Origin of the sequence: Streptomyces sp. NPDC021224, from assembly GCF_044332905.1 — a bacterium.
Taxonomy (GTDB): domain Bacteria; phylum Actinomycetota; class Actinomycetes; order Streptomycetales; family Streptomycetaceae; genus Actinacidiphila.
The window spans coordinates 275,837-293,512 of sequence record NZ_JBIRPW010000005.1; the positions used below are offsets into that span (position 1 = coordinate 275,837).

14 protein-coding genes are annotated in these 17,676 nt (G+C 72.5%); 4 read left to right on the plus strand and 10 right to left on the minus strand.

The annotated features are described in order from the left end of the window. From ACH4PY_RS15445 to ACH4PY_RS15475, 7 genes are all read right to left on the minus strand, one after another. Positions 1-1,269 (minus strand): 6-phospho-beta-glucosidase, encoded by a 1,269-nt coding sequence (locus ACH4PY_RS15445; protein WP_398181482.1) that lies wholly within the window; start codon positions 1,267-1,269, stop codon positions 1-3. Beyond that, entirely contained in the window at positions 1,266-2,171 is a 906-nt protein-coding gene (locus ACH4PY_RS15450) for a carbohydrate ABC transporter permease (RefSeq protein WP_398181484.1), read from the minus strand. Before ACH4PY_RS15450 ends, ACH4PY_RS15445 begins: the two co-directional genes overlap by 4 nt. Positions 2,172-2,291: 120 nt before the next feature. Then, a complete protein-coding gene (locus tag ACH4PY_RS15455; RefSeq protein WP_398181487.1) occupies positions 2,292-3,245 on the minus strand; it encodes a carbohydrate ABC transporter permease in 954 nt (317 codons plus the stop codon). Continuing rightward, complete coding sequence (locus ACH4PY_RS15460; protein WP_398181490.1) at positions 3,245-4,576, minus strand: ABC transporter substrate-binding protein; 1,332 nt, start codon at positions 4,574-4,576, stop codon at positions 3,245-3,247. The genes ACH4PY_RS15455 and ACH4PY_RS15460 overlap by 1 nt, the downstream gene beginning before the upstream one ends. A 126-nt stretch (positions 4,577-4,702) precedes the next feature. Then, positions 4,703-5,929 carry an ROK family protein gene (locus ACH4PY_RS15465; RefSeq protein ID WP_398181492.1) on the minus strand — a complete coding sequence of 409 codons (1,227 nt, stop codon included), beginning with the start codon at positions 5,927-5,929 and terminating at the stop codon, positions 4,703-4,705. Positions 5,930-6,261: 332 nt separating this feature from the next. After that, positions 6,262-6,945 carry a hypothetical protein gene (locus ACH4PY_RS15470; RefSeq protein WP_398181495.1) on the minus strand — a complete coding sequence of 228 codons (684 nt, stop codon included), beginning with the start codon at positions 6,943-6,945 and terminating at the stop codon, positions 6,262-6,264. A gap of 121 nt (positions 6,946-7,066) precedes the next feature. After that, a complete protein-coding gene (locus ACH4PY_RS15475) occupies positions 7,067-8,116 on the minus strand; it encodes a mechanosensitive ion channel domain-containing protein (RefSeq protein WP_398181498.1) in 1,050 nt (349 codons plus the stop codon). A 281-nt stretch (positions 8,117-8,397) separates the two neighbouring features. Here ACH4PY_RS15475 and ACH4PY_RS15480 point away from each other — a divergent pair, with 281 nt between their 5' ends. Further along, the gene (locus tag ACH4PY_RS15480; RefSeq protein WP_031514630.1) at positions 8,398-8,934 is read left to right on the plus strand and encodes an HNH endonuclease; all 537 of its coding nucleotides are present in this window, start codon (positions 8,398-8,400) and stop codon (positions 8,932-8,934) included. Positions 8,935-9,168: 234 nt separating this feature from the next. Then, the gene (gene pepN / locus ACH4PY_RS15485) at positions 9,169-11,745 is read left to right on the plus strand and encodes an aminopeptidase N (protein ID WP_398181502.1); all 2,577 of its coding nucleotides are present in this window, start codon (positions 9,169-9,171) and stop codon (positions 11,743-11,745) included. 137 nt (positions 11,746-11,882) lie between these two features. On the opposite strand, the gene ACH4PY_RS15490 is transcribed toward pepN, so the two are convergent. After that, positions 11,883-13,205 (minus strand): MFS transporter, encoded by a 1,323-nt coding sequence (locus ACH4PY_RS15490; RefSeq protein WP_398181505.1) that lies wholly within the window; start codon positions 13,203-13,205, stop codon positions 11,883-11,885. A 104-nt stretch (positions 13,206-13,309) separates the two neighbouring features. Here ACH4PY_RS15490 and ACH4PY_RS15495 point away from each other — a divergent pair, with 104 nt between their 5' ends. Continuing rightward, positions 13,310-13,867, plus strand: coding sequence for a MarR family winged helix-turn-helix transcriptional regulator (locus tag ACH4PY_RS15495; RefSeq protein WP_398181508.1), 558 nt, complete (start codon positions 13,310-13,312; stop codon positions 13,865-13,867). A gap of 163 nt (positions 13,868-14,030) precedes the next feature. On the opposite strand, the gene ACH4PY_RS15500 is transcribed toward ACH4PY_RS15495, so the two are convergent. Both ACH4PY_RS15500 and malQ read right to left on the minus strand, forming a co-directional pair. Beyond that, the gene (locus ACH4PY_RS15500) at positions 14,031-14,261 is read right to left on the minus strand and encodes a hypothetical protein (protein WP_398181511.1); all 231 of its coding nucleotides are present in this window, start codon (positions 14,259-14,261) and stop codon (positions 14,031-14,033) included. Between the two features lie 47 nt (positions 14,262-14,308). Then, positions 14,309-16,429 (minus strand): 4-alpha-glucanotransferase, encoded by a 2,121-nt coding sequence (gene malQ, locus ACH4PY_RS15505; RefSeq protein ID WP_398182136.1) that lies wholly within the window; start codon positions 16,427-16,429, stop codon positions 14,309-14,311. 167 nt (positions 16,430-16,596) lie between these two features. On the opposite strand from malQ, the gene ACH4PY_RS15510 reads away from it, so the two are divergent. Continuing rightward, complete coding sequence (locus ACH4PY_RS15510) at positions 16,597-17,409, plus strand: ABC transporter ATP-binding protein (RefSeq protein ID WP_398181514.1); 813 nt, start codon at positions 16,597-16,599, stop codon at positions 17,407-17,409. Positions 17,410-17,676: the final 267 nt, after the last annotated feature.

Below are 17,676 nucleotides of genomic sequence, written 5' to 3' on the forward strand. Positions count from 1 at the left end.
TCAGGCCCACGCGAAGTGCTCCCGGTTGTGCGCGACGAGACGGTCCGTCAGCTGCTCGGCCAGGTCGTACTGGCCGACCAGCGGGTGGGCGAGCAGCGCGGTGAAGACGCGGTCGCGGCCGCCGCGCAGGGCGGCGTCGAGAGCCAGGTCCTCGTACGCCGTCACGTTCGCCACCAGCCCGGCGAAGAGCGGCTCCAGCGGCGGGACGGGCAGCGGCTGGGCGCCCTGCGGGCCCACCGTGGCCGGGACCTCGATGACGGCGTCGTCGGCGAGGAAGGGCAGGGTGCCGTTGTTGTAGGTGTTGACCACCTGCACGTCCCCCTCGGCCGTGGGCCGCAGCAGGGAGGCGGCCAGTGCCACCGCGGCCTCGGAGTAGAAGGCGCCGCCGCGCTTGGCGAGCAGCTCGGGCTTCTCGTCCAGCGCCGGGTCGCCGTACATCTCCAGCAGTTCCTTCTCCATCGCTGCGACCTGCGAGGCCCGCGACGGGGTGGTCCGCAGCTCGCGCACCACCTCGTCGTGCGCGTAGTAGTAGCGCAGGTAGTACGAGGGGACGACGCCGAGGCGGTCCAGGACCGGGCGCGGCAGGTGCAGGTCGGCGGCGATGTCGTCGCCGTGCTCGGACAGCAGCTTCGGCAGCACGTCCTCGCCGCCGGGGCCGCCGATGCGCACCGCGCGTTCCCACGTCAGGTGGTTGAGGCCGACGTGGTCGAGGTGCACCTGCTCGGGCGCCACGCCGAGGCGGGTGGCGAAGCGGCGCTGGAAGCCGATGGCCACGTTGCACAGCCCGACCGCGCGGTGGCCGGCCTGGAGCAGGGCCCGGGTGACGATGCCGACCGGGTTGGTGAAGTCGATGATCCACGCCTCGGGAGCGAGCCGGCGCACCTGCTCGGCGATGTCCAGCACCACCGGCACCGTGCGCATCGCCTTGGCGAGGCCGCCCGCGCCGGTCGTCTCCTGGCCGACGCAGCCGCACTCCAGCGGCCAGGTCTCGTCCTGGTTGCGCGCGGCCTGCCCGCCGACCCGCAGCTGGAGCAGCACCGCGTCGGCGCCCTCGACGCCGGCCGCGAGGTCGGAGGTGGTGACGATGCGGCCCGGGTGCCCCTGCTTGGCGAAGATCCGCCGGGCCAGCCCGCCGACCAGTTCCAGGCGGTGCGCGTCCGGGTCGATCAGCGCCAGCTCCTCGACGGGCAGGGTGTCGCGCAGCCGCGCGAACCCGTCGATCAGCTCGGGGGTGTACGTGGACCCGCCGCCCACGACTGCCAGTTTCATCCCTTGACTCCCGTCAGGGTCACGCCTTCGATGAAGGCCTTTTGCGCGAAGAAGAAGACCACGATCACCGGCGCCATCACCAGAACGGTCGCGGCCATGGTCAGGTTCCAGTTGGTGTGGTGCGCCCCCTTGAAGGACTCCAGCCCGTAACTGAGCGTCCAGGCGCCCGGATTGGAGCTGGCGTAGATCTGCGGACCGAAGTAGTCGTTCCAGCAGTAGAAGAACTGGAAGAGCGCGACGGCGGCGATCGCCGGCCGGATCATCGGGATGATCACCCGGATGAGGGTGCGCAGTTCACCGCAGCCGTCGACCCTGGCGGCCTCGGTGTACTCCTTCGGGATGGTCAGCAGGAACTGTCGCAGCAGGAAGATCGTGAAGGCGTCGCCGAAGGCCATCGGGATGATGAGCGGCCACAGCGTGCCGTCCAGGCCCAGCTGCTTGGTCCAGAACAGGTACATCGGGATGACGATCACCTGTGGCGGCAGCATCATCGTGGAGATGACCAGCACCATCACCAGGTTGCGCCCGCGGAAGCGGAACTTGGCGAGCGCGTACGCCACCGGCAGCGACGACACGACCGTCAGCGTGGTGCCGACGACGGCGTAGATCAGGGTGTTGCGCCACCAGGTCAGGAAGCCCGGCGCGTGCCACACGGTGCTGAAGTTGGACCACTGCCAGGTGTGCGGCCACAGGTCCCGGGTGAGGGCCTGGTTGTCCGTCATCACCGCGGTGAGGAAGACGAAGACGAAGGGCAGCACGAAGAACGCGGCGGCGGCGATGCCGAGGGCGTGCACCGCGATCCAGTTCAGCCGCGCCCTGCGGCGCGCGGTGCGCCGGGCCCGCGCGTCCGCCGGTCGGCTCGGGGCCTGGGCGGCGGGGGCGGTGAGCGTTGCGTGGGTCATGGCTCAGTCCTCCTTTTCTGGTCGGCCTTCCTTCTCGCGCCCTGCGCGGACGGCCTCGCCCTCCTTGCCCGCCATCGGGCAGGAGGGGCCCATCGGCCGGCCACTCCGGCCGCTCGATCGTCAGTCCTCATGCGCCGTCAGGAATCCGTTGCGCCGCCGCATCAGCAGCGCGGTGAAGGCCATCGAGAGCACGAAGAGGACGAGCGCGATGACGCACGCGGAGCCGTAGTCGAAGCGCTGGAAGCCGCGCTCGTAGACCAGCTGGGGCAGGGTCAGCGTCGACTTGTCGGGGTAGCCGGGCTCGAACTGCTGGCCCGAGTTGCCGATGATGCCGGACGCGACCTTCCCCGCCACCAGCGGCTGCGTGTAGTACTGCATGGTCTGGATGACCCCGGTGACCACCGCGAACATCACGATCGGCGAGATGTTCGGCAGCGTCACGTAGCGGAAGCGCGACCACGCGCCCGCGCCGTCCAGCTCGGCGGCCTCGTACTGCTCCTTGGGCACGTCGAGCAGCGCGGCCATGAAGATGACCATCAGGTCGCCGATGCCCCACACCGCGAGGATCGTCAGCGCCGGCTTGGACCAGTGCGGGTCGGTGAACCAGCCCGGGGTGGGGACGCCGAGGTCGCCGAGGATGTGGTTGACCGGGCCCGTACCGGGGTTGAGGAGGAAGACGAACGCCATGGTCGCGGCGACCGGCGGGGCCAGGTAGGGCAGGTAGAACGCGGTGCGGAAGAAGCCCGCGCCGGTCTTGATCTTGGTGATCAGCAGGCCGATGCCGAGGCCGAAGACGACCCGCAGCGTGACCATCACGACCACCAGCCACAGCGTGTTGCGCAGCGCCGGCCAGAAGAACGGGTAGTCGCGGAAGACGTACGTCCAGTTCTTCGTGCCGCTCCACGTCGGCGGGTTGACGCCGTTGTAGTGCATGAAGGAGAAGTAGACGGTGGAGACCAGCGGGTAGGCGAAGAAGACGCTGAACCCGATGATCCACGGGGACAGGAAGGCGAGGTTGCGCAGCGCCGCCTTGCGGCGCCGGGCCTTCAGCAGGGGGTGGACGGCGGCGCTCATCACTGGGCCTGCGCGATGTCCTTGTCGACCTGCGTGTCGACACCCCGCAGACCGGCGGTGAGGTCCTTGGCCTTGCCCGACTCGTAGGAGTAGCCGAAGTCCTGCAGCGTCACCTGGTAGGCGCCGCCGTTGACGCTCGGCGGGGTGGTGGTGCTGTTCGGGTTCTGCGCGATGTCGAGGAAGGTCTTGAAGCCCGGGTCCTGGTCCAGCTTCGGGGACTTCAGGGCGGCGAGCGTGGACGGCACGTTGTGGATGGCGTTGGCGAAGGACACGACCGCGTCGGTGTCGGTGGTCATGAACTTCACCAGCTCCCAGGCGGCGTTCTTCTTCGCGCTGGTGTTGGCGACACCGATGACGGTGCCGCTCAGGTAGCCCTTGCCGTACGTGTCGGCCTGGTCGTCGGGCACCGGGAAGGGCGCGACCGCCAGGTCGTTCATGCCGGCGTCCTTGGCCATGCCGAGCCGCCACTCGCCGTCGATGCCCATCGCGACCTGACCGGTGTGCAGCGGGTTCTTGGCGCCGAACTCGTCACCGAATCCGGAGCGGTACTTCTCCAGCTTGGAGAAGCCGCCGAGCGCCTTGACCATCTCCTGCTGCCAGGTGAACATCGCGGCGAAACCGGGGTCCTTGGCGATCTGCGACTTGCCGTCCGCGTCGAAGTACTTCACGCCCCACTGCGCGGCGAAGTGGCCCGGGGTGGACTCGTAGCCGTGGAAGTCCGGCATGAAACCGAGCTGGGTGTAGCTGTCGCCGGAGGCCTTGGTGAGCTTGACGGCGTCGTCCTTGAACTCGCTGAGGGTCTTCGGCGGCGCCGTGATGCCGGCCGCGGCGAATTCCTTCTTGTTGTAGTAGAGGCCGTACGCGTCGCCGAGCAGCGGCAGGGTGCAGCGCTTGCCCTGGAACTGGGTGTACTCCAGCATCGGCTTGGGGAAGGTCGTCTCGGGGTCGATCGCCGACTTCTTCAGGAAGGGCGCGAGATCGGCGAAGGTGCCCGAGGAGCAGAACTGCCCGACGTTGTCGGTGGTGAAGGACGACACGACGTCCGGGGCCTTGTCGCCGCCGGCCCGCAGCGCCTGGTTGATCTTGTCGTCGGTGATGTTGCCCTGCACCTTGACGTGGATGTTGGGGTGCGCCTTCTCGAAGCGGGCGACGTTGTCGTTGATGGCTTTCAGCTCGTTGGGGGCCGTCCACCCGTGCCAGAAGGTGATCGTGACGTCCTTGCTGGCGTCGTCGTCGGCCGAGGTGGTGCTCTGGCCGGTGCACGCGCTCGCGAGCAGGGCAATCGCGGCGCTCGCCGCCACGGCGGCCGCGGCCTTGCGGATACGGGTCACTGCTCTCTACCTCCGGGGGGTTCTGTGGCCGGTCGGGGCCGGTCGAGGGTGTGCGGTGCCGCCGGGACGGCGGGGTGCCGTTCCGTTGCGGACGGTGCGGGTGGACGGGTCGGGGCGTGCGGGGGCTCAGCGTGAGGTGTCGAACACCTCGTCGCGGGTCGTGGCGAGGGCGCTTTCCAGCGCGCCGGTCAGGACGGGGTGCATCTCCACGGTGCCCAGCACCAGCCGGGGCCGGGGCACCGCGAGTTCGGCCAGCTCGGACTGGATGAGGGCGCGCAGCGGCTCGCCGCCCGCGACGGCGACGTTCCCGGCCAGCACGATCAGCTCCGGGTCGACGACGGCCACCAGCGAGGCGAGGCCGACGGCCATCCCGGTGGCGCAGCGCGCCAGCAGCTCGGCGTACGGGCCGTCGGCGGCCTGCTCGCACTCCTCGTGCACGGCCGCGGCCTTGCCGAGCACCGTCGCGGCGGCGTCCGGGAGCGGGGCGTCGGGGATCTCCAGGCCCAGCTCGCGGGCGTTGCGCAGCACCGCGTTGCAGCCGGCCAGCTCCTGGAAGCCGCCGTTGTTGGCCCGGGTGACGTTGCGGACCAGCGGGGTGCCGGGCACGGGCAGGAAGCCGACCTCGCCCGCGCCGCCGGTCCAGCCGCGGTGCAGCCGGCCGTTGATCATGAGGGCGGCGCCGATGCCCTCCTCGTTCCACAGCAGGACGAAGTCGTCGTGGCCGCGGGCGGCGCCGACACGCTGCTCGGCGACGGCGGCGAGGTTCACGTCGTTGTCGTAGTCGAGCGGCATCGGCAGGGCCGCGGCCAGCTCGTCCAGCAGCGCGGGGGAGTGCCAGCCGGGCAGGTGGCTGGCGTAGCGCAGCCGCCCGGTGCTGGGGTCGAAGGCGCCCGGGGTGCCGATGACCGCGCGGTGCACGTCGGGGCGGCTGAGCCCGGCGGCCTTCACGGCGCCGTCCAGTGCCGCGACGACCTGCTCGACGGCGCCCCCGGACCGGCGGCGCGGGGTGGGCAGCCGGAAGGAGCCCACGGTGCGGCCGGTGATGTCGGCGACCGCGGCCCGGATACGCTCGGTCGTCACGTCCAGGCCCGCGACGTAGGCGGCTGCCGGGTTGACCGAGTAGAGCTGCGCGTTCGGGCCGGGGTGGCCCGCGGTGGTGCCGGTGGCGAGCACCAGTCCGGCCGCTTCCAGGCGGGCCAGCAGCTGCGAGGCCGTCGGCTTGGACAGGCCGGTGAGTTTGCCGATCCGTGTGCGGGAGAGGGTGCCGTGCTCCAGCAGGAGGTCGAGCGCGGCGCGGTCGTTCATGGCGCGCAACACGCGCGGGGTGCCAGGGGTGCCAGCCATGCGCGCCATCCTCCCTCAGTTCACTGTTAGGAAACCTTCCTATCGGTGGACGTCAAGGTAGGCCCGGCGTCGGCGGAGCGTCAAGGGATGCGCGGGGGAGTCGGCCAAGTCGTTACCGGCGCGGCCGCCGCCTCCGCGGCCGGGGTACGGGCCCCCCGGCGGCCGAGCGGACGCGGGTCCGGAGAACGGGCTCTCCGGCGGCTGAGCGGGTACGGGTGCGGGTCCGGAGCGCGGGCCCTCCGGCGGCTGAGCGGGTCACGGCCACGGATCCGGAGAACGGGCTCTCCGGCGGCCGGGCGCGTACGGGTCACGGGTCCGGAGAACGGGCTCTCCGGCCGGGATCAGGAGCCGTAGAGCTCCGTCATCTCCGTGATCGTGCTGCCGTCCAGGACGACGTCGTAGTAGTTCTGGCCGTAGCAGAATTCCTTGGACTTCTGGGCCTGGCCGCCGTCCCAGGTGTCACCGTTCGGGTCGGCGCACGATTTCACGTGCGCGATTCCCGTTTCCGGGCCTTCCGTGGCCCCGCGCTTCTCGGGCCCCTTCTCCCCGAGGATCGTGATCTTCGCGCTGAGCGAGAGCGCGTAGGTCTTGAGCGCGCCCACCGGGTGGTAGGCCGCGCCCTCGTTCATCGTCGGATCGCACGAGGCCTTCGCTTCGCGCGCGATGACGTTGTTCATCGCGCCCTCCACGTTGTTGACCCAGATGTAGGAATGGCCCGGCGCCAGGGTCGGGCAGGAATTGTGGTCCTCGCCCGCCGCTGTCGCCTTCGGTGCCTTGGGTGTGGCGGCATTGCCGGCCCCCGCGGTCGGGCTGCCGGTGTCGTCGGCCACCGGGTCGTCGGGTCCGCAGGCGGCGAGAGTGAACGCCGCGGACGCGATGACCAGGGCGGCCAGAATTTTCCGAGTGGAAATAGGAACCCCCGATTCCGGCCCGCGTGCCGGTGCGGCACGCGGGTGACTTGGTTCAAGCCGGAGCAGGGTAGCGAAGGCGTCGGCGATCTTGTCAAATCCCGAACGGCCGGTCATTTCGGACGCGTGGGAGGTGGGATTTCCGCCGCCCGCCGGACGCCGGTGCCGCGGAAAAGGCGGGCGCGGTCCTCACCGGCGGTCGAGGACCGGTTCGCGCCCGCGTCCGGAGCGGGCCGGCTCAGTCCTCGCCGGCCGCCGGGGACGGCACGGCGCTGGGGCGCTGGCCCGCGGGCGGCGGGGCGCTCTCGTCGGCGCCGGGCGGCATCGGGGCGCCCTCGGCGGCGTCGGCCGCGGGGTCGGTCACGGTCGCGGCGGGGGCGCCGCCGGACAGCGGGATGCCCTCACGGTCGAAGGCCTGCTTGATCCGCCAGCGCAGCTCGCGGGCGACCGGCGCGGCCTTGCCCGGCATGGTCTTGGCCTGGAGCTGTATCACCGAGAACTCCGGGCCCACCGACTCCAGGCCCAGCATCTTCACCGGCTCCCACAGGTACTCGTCCCAGGGGTCCTCCTTGCCCATCACGTCCGCGGTCTCGGTGATCACCGTGCGTGCCCGCGTGAGGTCGGCCGCCGCGCCCACCTGGACGTCCACCGCGGCCGTCGCCCAGCCCTGGCTGAGGTTGCCGATCCGCTTGACCTCGCCGTTGCGGACGTACCAGATCTCGCCGTTGTCGCCGCGCAGCTTGGTCACCCGCAGGCCCACCTCGACGACCGTGCCGCTCGCCACGCCCGCGTCGATGACGTCGCCGACGCCGTACTGGTCCTCGAGGATCATGAACACGCCGGACAGGAAGTCCGTCACCAGGTTGCGCGCGCCGAAACCGATCGCGACACCGGCGACCCCCGCGCTGGCCAGCAGCGGGGCCAGATCGATCCGCAGCACCGACAGCACGGTGAGCGCCGCGGTGCCCAGGATCAGGAAGGACGCCACGCTGCGCAGCACCGAGCCGATGGCCTCGCTGCGCTGCCGCCGCCGCTCCGCGTTGACCAGCAGCCCGCCCAGCGCGGTCGCCGCCGCGGCCTCGGCGCCGCGGTTCATCCGCTCGATGAGCTTGCTTATCGTGCGCCGGACGATGGTGCGCAGCGCTATCGCGATGACCAGGATCAGCACGATCCGCAGGCCCGCGCTCAGCCATCCGGCCCAGTTGTCGTCGACCCAGCTCCCGGCCTGCGAGGCGGTCTGGGAGACGGAGTCGAGGGGTGCGGCGGGTGGGGGCGTCGCGGTGGACACGGGCGGAGACCTCCGGAGTGTTTCGAAGCATCCACAGTAACGAAGGACCGATGCCGTTCCGTTGCACCGTCCGAGGGGCGGAAAGGCGTCCGGCGGGGGAGAAAATGGGGGAAGAAGGGGGGATAACCAGGGGAGCGGCGCCTGTCGGGGAGGTTCGGTGTGGTCCAAAACACTTCCGCTCCGTTACCCGGGCATGGTGGCGCCTCGCCCCGCCTTCCGGAGAGACTGAGACAGATCGTCCCGGCGCGAGCCACGCGCCGCCGGCGTTAAAGGAGGCATACGTGCCGCATGTCCTGGTCCTGAACGCGTCGTACGAGCCGCTCGGCGTCGTACCGCTCCGCCGTGCGCTTGTCCTCGTGCTCAACAACAAGGCCGTGTGCCTTGAGGAATCCGGCGCCTACCTGCACAGCGAGACACAGGCTCTGCCAGCGCCCAGTGTCGTCAAACTGACCAAATTCGTCCGTGTCCCTTTCCGCGGCACCGTTCCGCTCACCCGCAGGGCCCTCTTCGCCCGCGACGGCGGCCGCTGCGCCTACTGCGGCGGGGCCGCCACCAGTGTCGACCATGTGATCCCGCGCAGCCGCGGCGGCCAGCACGCCTGGGAGAACGTGGTGGCCGCCTGCCGCCGCTGCAACCACGTCAAGGCCGACCGCCACGTCGCCGAGCTCGGCTGGCGGCTGCGCCATCAACCCGCACCGCCCACCGGACTGGCCTGGCGCATCATCGGCACCGGCCACCGGGACCCGCGGTGGCTGCCATATCTGCAACCCTTCGGCGCGGATGACGCCCTGGCCCGGATCGACGGCATATCGGCCTGAGATCCGGGCCTTCGTGTGTCACGGGGTGCCCACCGCCACCCGGTGGGCCACCCCGTGACGCCGCACGCGTGCCACGTCACGGAGGGTGATCGTACCGTCCTGCCGCGATGTCCTGTTCTGCGCGACGCCGTGTCCGCTGACGGCGGCGCCGGAGTTGTCCACAGCGGTTCCGCGGGGTGAACGGGTCGCGTGCGAGGATGGCTGTCTCACCTGACGAGAAGGAGTTGGGCCACCGTGCCTGGTACGAACCTCACGCGCGAGGAGGCGCAGCAGCGGGCGGGTCTGCTGACTGTGGACGGCTACGAGATCGAACTGGACCTGACGGGGGCCCAGGAGGGGGGGACGTTCCGGTCACGGAGCAAGGTGGTCTTCGACGTCGCGGGCGACGGTGGCACGAGCTTCATCGACCTGGTGGCGCCGGAGGTGCACGAGGTGGTGCTCAACGGAGCGCCGCTCGACCCGGCGGAGGTGTTCAAGGACTCGCGGATCGCCCTGGAGTGGCTGCCCGGCGGGCGCAACGAACTGGTGGTCGTCGCGGACTGCGCCTACACCAACACCGGTGAGGGCCTGCACCGCTTCGTCGACCCGGTGGACAAGCAGGCGTATCTCTACACCCAGTTCGAGGTGCCCGACTCGCGCCGGGTCTTCGCCGTCTTCGAGCAGCCCGACCTGAAGGGCACCTTCACCTTCACGGTCAAGGCCCCCCAGGGCTGGACGGTGGTGTCGAACTCGCCGACGCCCGAGCCGTCGTCCGACGGGGTCTGGTCGTTCGAGCCGACCCCGCGGATCTCGTCGTACATCACGGCGCTGATCGTCGGCCCCTACACCTCGGTGCACAGCAGTTGGGAGGGCGACGGCCGCAGCGTCCCGCTGGGCGTCTACTGCCGCCCCTCGCTCGCCGAGCACCTCGACGCCGAAGCCATCTTCGAGGTCACCCGGATCGGCTTCGACTGGTTCCAGGAGAAGTTCGACTTCGGGTACCCGTTCGCCAAGTACGACCAGCTGTTCGTGCCCGAGTTCAACGCGGGCGCCATGGAGAACGCCGGGGCGGTGACGATCCGCGACCAGTACGTCTTCCGCTCCAAGGTCACCGACGCCGCCTACGAGGTGCGCGCCGAGACCATCCTGCACGAGCTGGCGCACATGTGGTTCGGCGACCTGGTCACCATGGAGTGGTGGAACGACCTGTGGCTGAACGAGTCGTTCGCCACCTACACCTCCATCGCCTGCCTCGCGCACGCCGACGGCTCCGCCTGGCCGCACGCCTGGACGACCTTCGCCAACACCATGAAGACCTGGGCCTACCGGCAGGACCAGCTGCCCTCGACCCACCCGATCATGGCGGAGATCAACGACCTCCAGGACGTGCAGGTCAACTTCGACGGCATCACCTACGCCAAGGGCGCCTCGGTGCTCAAGCAGCTCGTGGCGTACGTGGGGATGGACGAGTTCTTCACCGGCGTCCAGGCCTACTTCAAGCGGCACGCCTGGGGCAACACCCGCCTCGCCGACCTGCTCGGCGCGCTGGAGGAGACCTCGGGCCGCGACCTGAAGGCCTGGTCGAAGGCCTGGCTGGAGACGGCGGGCATCAACGTGCTGCGCCCGGAGATCGCCGTCGACGCCGAGGGCGTCGTGACGTCCTTCGCCGTCCGCCAGGAGGCGCCCGCACTGCCCGCCGGGGCCAAGGGCGAGCCCGTGCTGCGCCCGCACCGCATCGCCGTCGGCGCGTACGACCTCCAGGACGGCACGCTGGTCCGCACCCGGCGCATCGAGCTGGACGTGGACGGCGAGCTGACCGAGGTGCCCGACCTCGTCGGCGCCCGCCGCCCCGACGTGGTGCTGCTCAACGACGACGACCTGTCCTACGCCAAGATCCGGCTCGACGAGCAGTCCCTCGCCGTCGTCCGCGACCACGTCGGCGACTTCACCGAGTCGCTGCCCCGCGCGCTGATCTGGGCCTCCGCCTGGGACATGACGCGCGACGGCGAGGTCGCCACCCGCGACTACCTGGAGCTGGTGCTGCACGGCATCGGCAAGGAGACCGACATCGGCGTGGTGCAGTCGCTGCACCGCCAGGTCAAGCTCGCCCTCGACCTGTACGCCGACCCGGCCTGGCGCGAGACGGGACTGGCCACCTGGACGGCCGCCGCGCAGCAGCACCTCGCCGACGCCGCGCCCGGCAGCGACCACCAGCTCGCCTGGGCCCGCGCGTTCGCCGCGACCGCCCGCACCGACGAGCAGCTCGACGTGCTCGCCGGGCTGCTCGACGGCTCGGTCGGCTACGAGGGCCTCGCCATCGACACCGACCTGCGCTGGACGCTGCTGCTGCGGCTCGCCGCGACCGGTCGCGCCGACGAGCAGGCCATCGCCGCCGAACTCGCCCTCGACCCGACGTCCGCGGGCGAGCAGCACGCCGGCGCCGCCCGCGCCGCCCTCCCGACCGCGCAGGCCAAGGCCGCGGTCTGGTCGGCGGTCGTCGAGTCCGACACGCTGCCCAACGCCATGCAGGAGGCCGTCATCGCCGGCTTCGCGCAGGCCGACCAGCGCGAACTGACTGCGCCCTACGTGGAGAAGTACTTCGCCGCGATCAAGAAGGTGTGGGCCGAGCGCAGCAACGAGATGGGCCAGCAGATCGTCGTCGGCCTCTACCCGGCGCACCAGGTCTCGCAGGCGACGCTGGACACGACCGACGCCTGGCTCGCCACCGCCGACCCGGCCCCGGCCCTGCGCCGCCTGGTCGTCGAGAGCCGCGCGGGCGTCGAGCGCGCGCTGCGGGCCCAGGAGGTGGACGCGGCGTCCACCACGGACTGACCCCGGCCGGCCCCGGGGTACGTCACCCCGGGGCCGGCAGCTGCGTGCTTCGGCCCGCTACGGGCGGGGCGCCGGGTACGTCACCGGCGGCCGTCCGTCCCGGGCGCGTCGCGCGGGTCCGCCCGGACGCCGGACCCTCACCGGCCGGCCGCCGGCTGTACGGGAGCGCGGGCCGCGGTCGGGGCGGGCCAGGTGCGGGAGGGCGGCGGAAGGTGCACGGCCGCGTCCGGCAGGCTGCGTTCCAGCCGGAGCAGCAGGGCCGCGGCGCCCAGGGCGGTACCGGTCAGCAGCAGCCACGGCAGCCGCGGGTCGGCGGCGGCCAGCGCGGTGAACAGGGACGGCGCCAGGATCATCGCGAGCGACCAGGACAGCTGGTACGCCGCCATGTAGCGCCCGCGCAACGCCTCGGGCGCCGCGGCCACGGCCAGCGAACTCGCCGCCGGGCTGTGCACGGTCTCGCCCGCGGTGTAGAGCGTGACCAGCGCCAGCAGCAGCCCTGCCGCCGCCCACCCGGCCGTGGGCCGCACGGTGGCCAGCAGCCCCAGCCCCGCGAAGGACGCGGCGAAGAGCACCGCGCCCAGCGCCGCCGCCCGGGTACGCCGGGCCCCGCCCCGCCGGGTGCGCCGGGCGACATGCACCCCGCCCACGGCACACAGCACCGTGTTGAGGGTGAAGGCCGCGCCGGTCAGTGCCTCCGGCCCGTGCAGCGGGCCCGCGATGAAGAGCGGGAAGAGCACGCCGAGGGCCGAGTAGCCCAGTGCGGTGAGGAAGTTGGCGCCGGTGAGGGCGAGGAAGGGGCGGTCGGCGGCGACCACCCGGTAGCCCGCCCCCGCCGTCGCCCGCGGGGCCTGCGCCGGTCGCCGCCCGGCGGGGGCGTGGACGCGGCGCATCAGCAGGAAGGCGACGCCGAAGCTCGCCGCGTTCAGCCACGCCGCGAGCGTGAAACCGCGGTCCCCGGCGAGCGAGACCACCAGCGAGGCGAGCAGCGCGCCCGCCCCCAGCCCGCCGTTGCGCAGCGCCCGGGACGCGGCCTGCAGGCGGTCCCGGTCCGCGCCCGCCGCCACCTCGCCGATCCAGGACTGCTGCACCGCGGGGAAGGCCCGGTCCCCGAGCGCGGTGCCGAGCGCGACGGCGGCGAAGGCGGGCAGCGCGGCGGCGAAGGGGTAGAGCGCGAAGCCGGTGCCCCGCACCCCGTAGAGCACGAGCTGCACCCGCCGGGCGCCGAACCGGTCCACCGCCGCGCCGGCCAGTGGCAGCCCCGCCATGCCGACCAGTCCCACCACGCTCAGCACCGCGCCGACGGTGGCGAAGGACAGCCCCGTGAGGTGGTGGAAGAAGACCAGGCTGAAGGGCACGTACATGCCGGAACCGACCGCGTCGACGGCCATCGCGGTGAGCATGGCCCGTTCGCCGGGCAGGCGGTCCTGCGCGGGGCGGCGGCGCAGCAGGGGGAGGGGCATGGGTGGCTCCGTGAGTAGATTGGCAGTCATTAGCTTAGCTCTAAACTAGTTAACGTCAAGCTACTTTCTTGCCGTCGAGCGGCCGTACGCCCGATACTGGCGGGATGCGACATGGTGCGGAGAGCGAGGGGGGCGCTGAGAGCGCCGAGGGCTCTGAGGGTGCTGAGGCGGGTGACGCCGTTGACGCGATCACCGCGCAATGGGCCGTCGAACGGCCCGAGCTCGACACGCTCGCCATGGCCGTCTACGGACGCGTGTACCGCATCGCGCGGGTGATGGGCGACCGGATGGAGGCGGAGTACCAGCGGTTCGGCATCGGGCGGGGGGAGTTCGACGTCCTCGGGACGCTGCGGCGGGCGGGCGCGCCCTACACGCTGTCGCCGCGAGAGCTGTCCGCGACGCTCATGCTCACCACCGGGGGGATGACGGGTCGCCTCGACAAGCTGGAGCGCGCGGGGCTGCTGGTCCGTTCGCCCGACCCGCACGACCGCCGCGGGCTCCGGGTGACCCTCACCGACCGCGGCGTCGAGGTGGTCGACAGCGCGCTCGTCGCGGGGCTCGCCGTCCAGCACGATGCGCTTGCCGCGCTGGCTCCGGAGGAAGGGGCTCAGCTTGCCGCGCTGCTGCGGCGCCTGCTCGCCGCGTCTGCCGCGGGCGCGTAAAAGGGTGCCCCTTGCGGTGGGTGCTGCGGCTTCCCGCCGGTGGGGGCTTGTCGCGCAGCTCTGGGGGAGAACTGCGCGCTCAGCCACGACGGCGCGGCGGGCGCGCGGGACACCGCAAGGGGCAGCCCCGGGCGTGAACCGTCAGGCACTCCGCAGGGAGTGGCTACTTGCGGGACTTGTCCGTCACGATGACGAGGCCCGCGATGACCGCGAAAGCCACGATCGGGATGGCGACGTAGAGGCCGAGGGTCTGGGCGACGCTCAGGCCCGAGCCCGGGTCGTCGCCGTCGTCGTGCGCCACCGCGAACGCAGGCGACGACAGCAGCATCAGCACCGTGGCGGTCGCAGTGACGACGCCGGCGCGCATGACCTTCTTGGTGAGCTTCTTGTCCACGTGGCCAATGTAGTGACCACCTCCGCGGGCCGCGCGCCCGGGGGTGCCTAAGAGGGGGCCGCGAGGGCGCGGCGGATCTCGTCGGTGAGGGCGTGCAGGCGGCGGGAGGCCGCGAGCTGTTCGAGGGCGAGGGGGTTGCCCTCGGGGTCCGCGACGGGAAGCCGCCAGTTGGGGTACTGGTTCCATGTGCCCGGCAGGTTCTGCGGGCGCCGGTCGCCGACGCCGTCGCCCAGCCAGACGCCGACCATCCGTGCGGGGGTGGCCACCAGGAAGCGGTGGACGGCCTTCACCACGGCCTCCTCGTCCGACGCGCCCTCGGGGAGCAGGCCGAGCCGCCCGAGCAGGGCGATCCATTCGGCGACCTCCGCGGCGTCGTCCGCCTCTTCCTCCTCCAGGGGCCGGGTGAGCAGGCCCAGGCGGTGCCGCAGGCCGACGTGCTCGCCGGTGAGCCGGGCGGCGGTGCTCGGCAGGTCGTGGGTCGTGGCGGTGGCCAGGCAGGCCTCCCGCCAGGCGTCCGGCGGCAGCGGGAGGGGCCGCCGGTCCGCCTCCGGTACGGCCTCGGGGCCGGGATCCTCCGTCTCCGGGTCCCGGTCCGGGTCCGTTTGCGGTGCGGCCCCCGTCCCGTAGTCCCGTTCGAACCAGAGCACCGAGGTGCCGAGGATGCCGCGGTCGGCCAGTTCCTCCCGGACGCCGGGTTCGACCGTGCCGAGGTCCTCGCCGATGACGACGGCGCCCGCCTCGTACGCCTCCAGGGCCAGCAGGCCGAGGAGGGCGTCCGCGTCGTAGCGGACGTACGTGCCCTCGGTCGGGGGGCGGCCCTCGGGCACCCACCAGAGGCGGAAGAGGCCCATGACGTGGTCGATGCGCAGGCCGCCCGCGTGGCGCAGCATGCGGGCGACGAGGTCGCGGTAGGGCGCGTAGCCGGTGGCGGCGAGGGCGTCGGGGCGCCAGGGCGGCAGGCCCCAGTCCTGGCCGCGGGCGTTGAAGGCGTCCGGCGGGGCGCCCGTGGACATGCCCGTGGCCAGCACGTCCTGCATCGCCCAGGCGTCGGACCCGGCCGGGTTGACGCCCACGGCCAGGTCGTGGACGACGCCGACAGCCATCCCCGCGTCACGGGCCGCCCGCTGGGCCGCCGCGAGCTGGCTGTCGGTCAGCCAGCCGAGCCAGCAGTGGAAGTCGACCCGCTCCTGGTGCTCGCTGCGGGCCCGCGCCACCTGAGCCGAGCGCGGGTCGCGCAGGCCCGGGGGCCAGGTCCGCCAGTCGGGGCCGTGCAGCTCGGCGAGCATCGACCAGGTGGCGTGGTCGTCGAGCGCCTGGCCCTGCGCGGCGAGGAAGTCGGCGTAGGCGGCGCGCCGCCCGGGGCTGAGCGGCACCTCTCGCAGCAGCTCCAGGGCCTGCGACTTCAGTTCCCAGACGGCGTCCCGGTCGATGAGGCTGTCCTTGAGCAGCACGGTGTCGCGCAGCGTCGCGGCCTTGGCCAGCAGTCGCGCCGCGGCGGCGCGCGTGTCGGGCGGCAGGTAGGCGTACTCCGGGATCTCCTCGATCCGCAGATAGACCGGATCGGGGAAGCGCCGGGAGGACGGGCGGTACGGCGACGGGTCGGTGGGACGTCCCGGTACGGCCGCGTGCAGCGGGTTGATCTGCACGAACCCCGCGCCCAGCGCCCGCCCGGACCACGCGGCCAGCTCCGCCAGGTCGCCCAGGTCGCCCATGCCCCACGAGCGGCGGGACAGCACGGAGTAGAGCTGCGCCATGAAGCCGAACGTCCGCCCGCGCGGACCCGGCAGCCGGGTCGGCGCCACGACCAGGTCACCGCGCGCGGACCGGCCGTCCGGCGCGACCGCGCGCAGCCCGTAGCGCCCCGGGCGGCCCGGCAGCCGGCTCAGCGCCTCGCCCGCCGCGGTCTCGACGGTGACCTCGGTGCCCTCCGGCAGCCCCGTCAGCGGCTCCCCGGCGCGCAGCACCGTGCAGGGCGGCAGCAGCCGCCGCGCGGCCCGCGCCTCGTACCCGGCGAGGGCGGCGCGTACCGCGTCGGGCGTGGAGGCGTCCACGCCGAGGGCGGCGAGCACGGCCACGACCGTGTCCTCGGCGACCCCGACCTGCTGCCCGGGTGCCGGGCTGTACGTCACATCCACACCGTGCAGCGCGGCAAGCCGTGCCCGGTCCATCGAGCCTCCGTCGTCCACGTCCGGATTTTTCCGGCCGATCACCTCAGCCCTACCCCTTCCGGGGGGTGCCACACCCGTCGCGGAGGGTCATGGTGGGGTTCTCCCCACCCTCCGGAGGGCAGCGGGCGTCATGGTTCACCCGGTCGCCACTCCGTAGCGTCGAGGACATGGCTGCACACGGCACCGTCTCCGCACCCGACGCCCTCCGCCGCGCAGGCGCCCCCGGCGCCTACGCCGTCGAACTCCGCTCGGTCACCCGCACCTACGGGCGCGGCGACACCGCCGCGCACGCGCTGCGCGGCATCGACCTCGCCCTGCCGCGCGGCAGCTTCACCGCCGTGATGGGGCCGTCCGGCTCCGGCAAGAGCACGTTCCTGCAATGCGCGGCGGGCCTCGACCGGCCCAACGGGGGAGAAGTGCTGCTCGGCGGCGAACCCATCACCGGGCTCGGCGAGAACCAGCTCACCAAGCTGCGCCGCCGTCGCATCGGCTTCGTCTTCCAGGCCTTCAACCTGCTGCCGTCGCTGACGGTGCAGCAGAACGTGCTGCTGCCGCTGCGGCTGGCCGGGGCCCGCCCCGACCGCCGCCGCGCGCAGACGCTGCTCGCGGAGGTCGGCCTCGACGGATACGGGAGGCGGCGCCCCGGGCAGCTGTCCGGCGGCCAGCAGCAGCGCGTCGCGATCGCGCGGGCGCTCGTCACCGACCCCGAGGTGATCTTCGCGGACGAGCCGACCGGGGCGCTCGACACGGTTACGGCCAGGGAGGTGCTGGGGCTGCTGCGCAGGGCGGTCGACGCGCTCGGGGCGACGGTGGTCATGGTCACGCACGACCCCGTCGCCGCGTCGCACGCCGACCGCGTCCTCTTCCTCGCGGACGGCCGCTTCGCCGGGGAGCTGCGCTCCCCCTCTCCCACGGAGGTCGCCGACCGCATGGTCGCCCTCACGGCCTCCGCCGCCTCCGCCGCCCGGAGGGCGGCATGACGCCGGACCAGCACCCCCGTCGCCCCTTCCCTCAGCGCATGCCGCGCGGGGCCCTCGTTTCCGGGCTGCGCGTGCCGCGCCGGGCACTTGTCTTTCGGGGTACGCGTGCGGCGCGGTGGACGCGTTTTTGGGGCTGTGCGTGCGGCGCCGGGGATCCGTTTTTTAGGGGCGCGGGGAACTGCGCTCCCCCAGAGCTTCGCCTGGGAGGTGCCCCCAGGCCCCACCGGGGCGCGGGTAGTCAACCGGCCCGAAGGGGCAGTTCGGTCC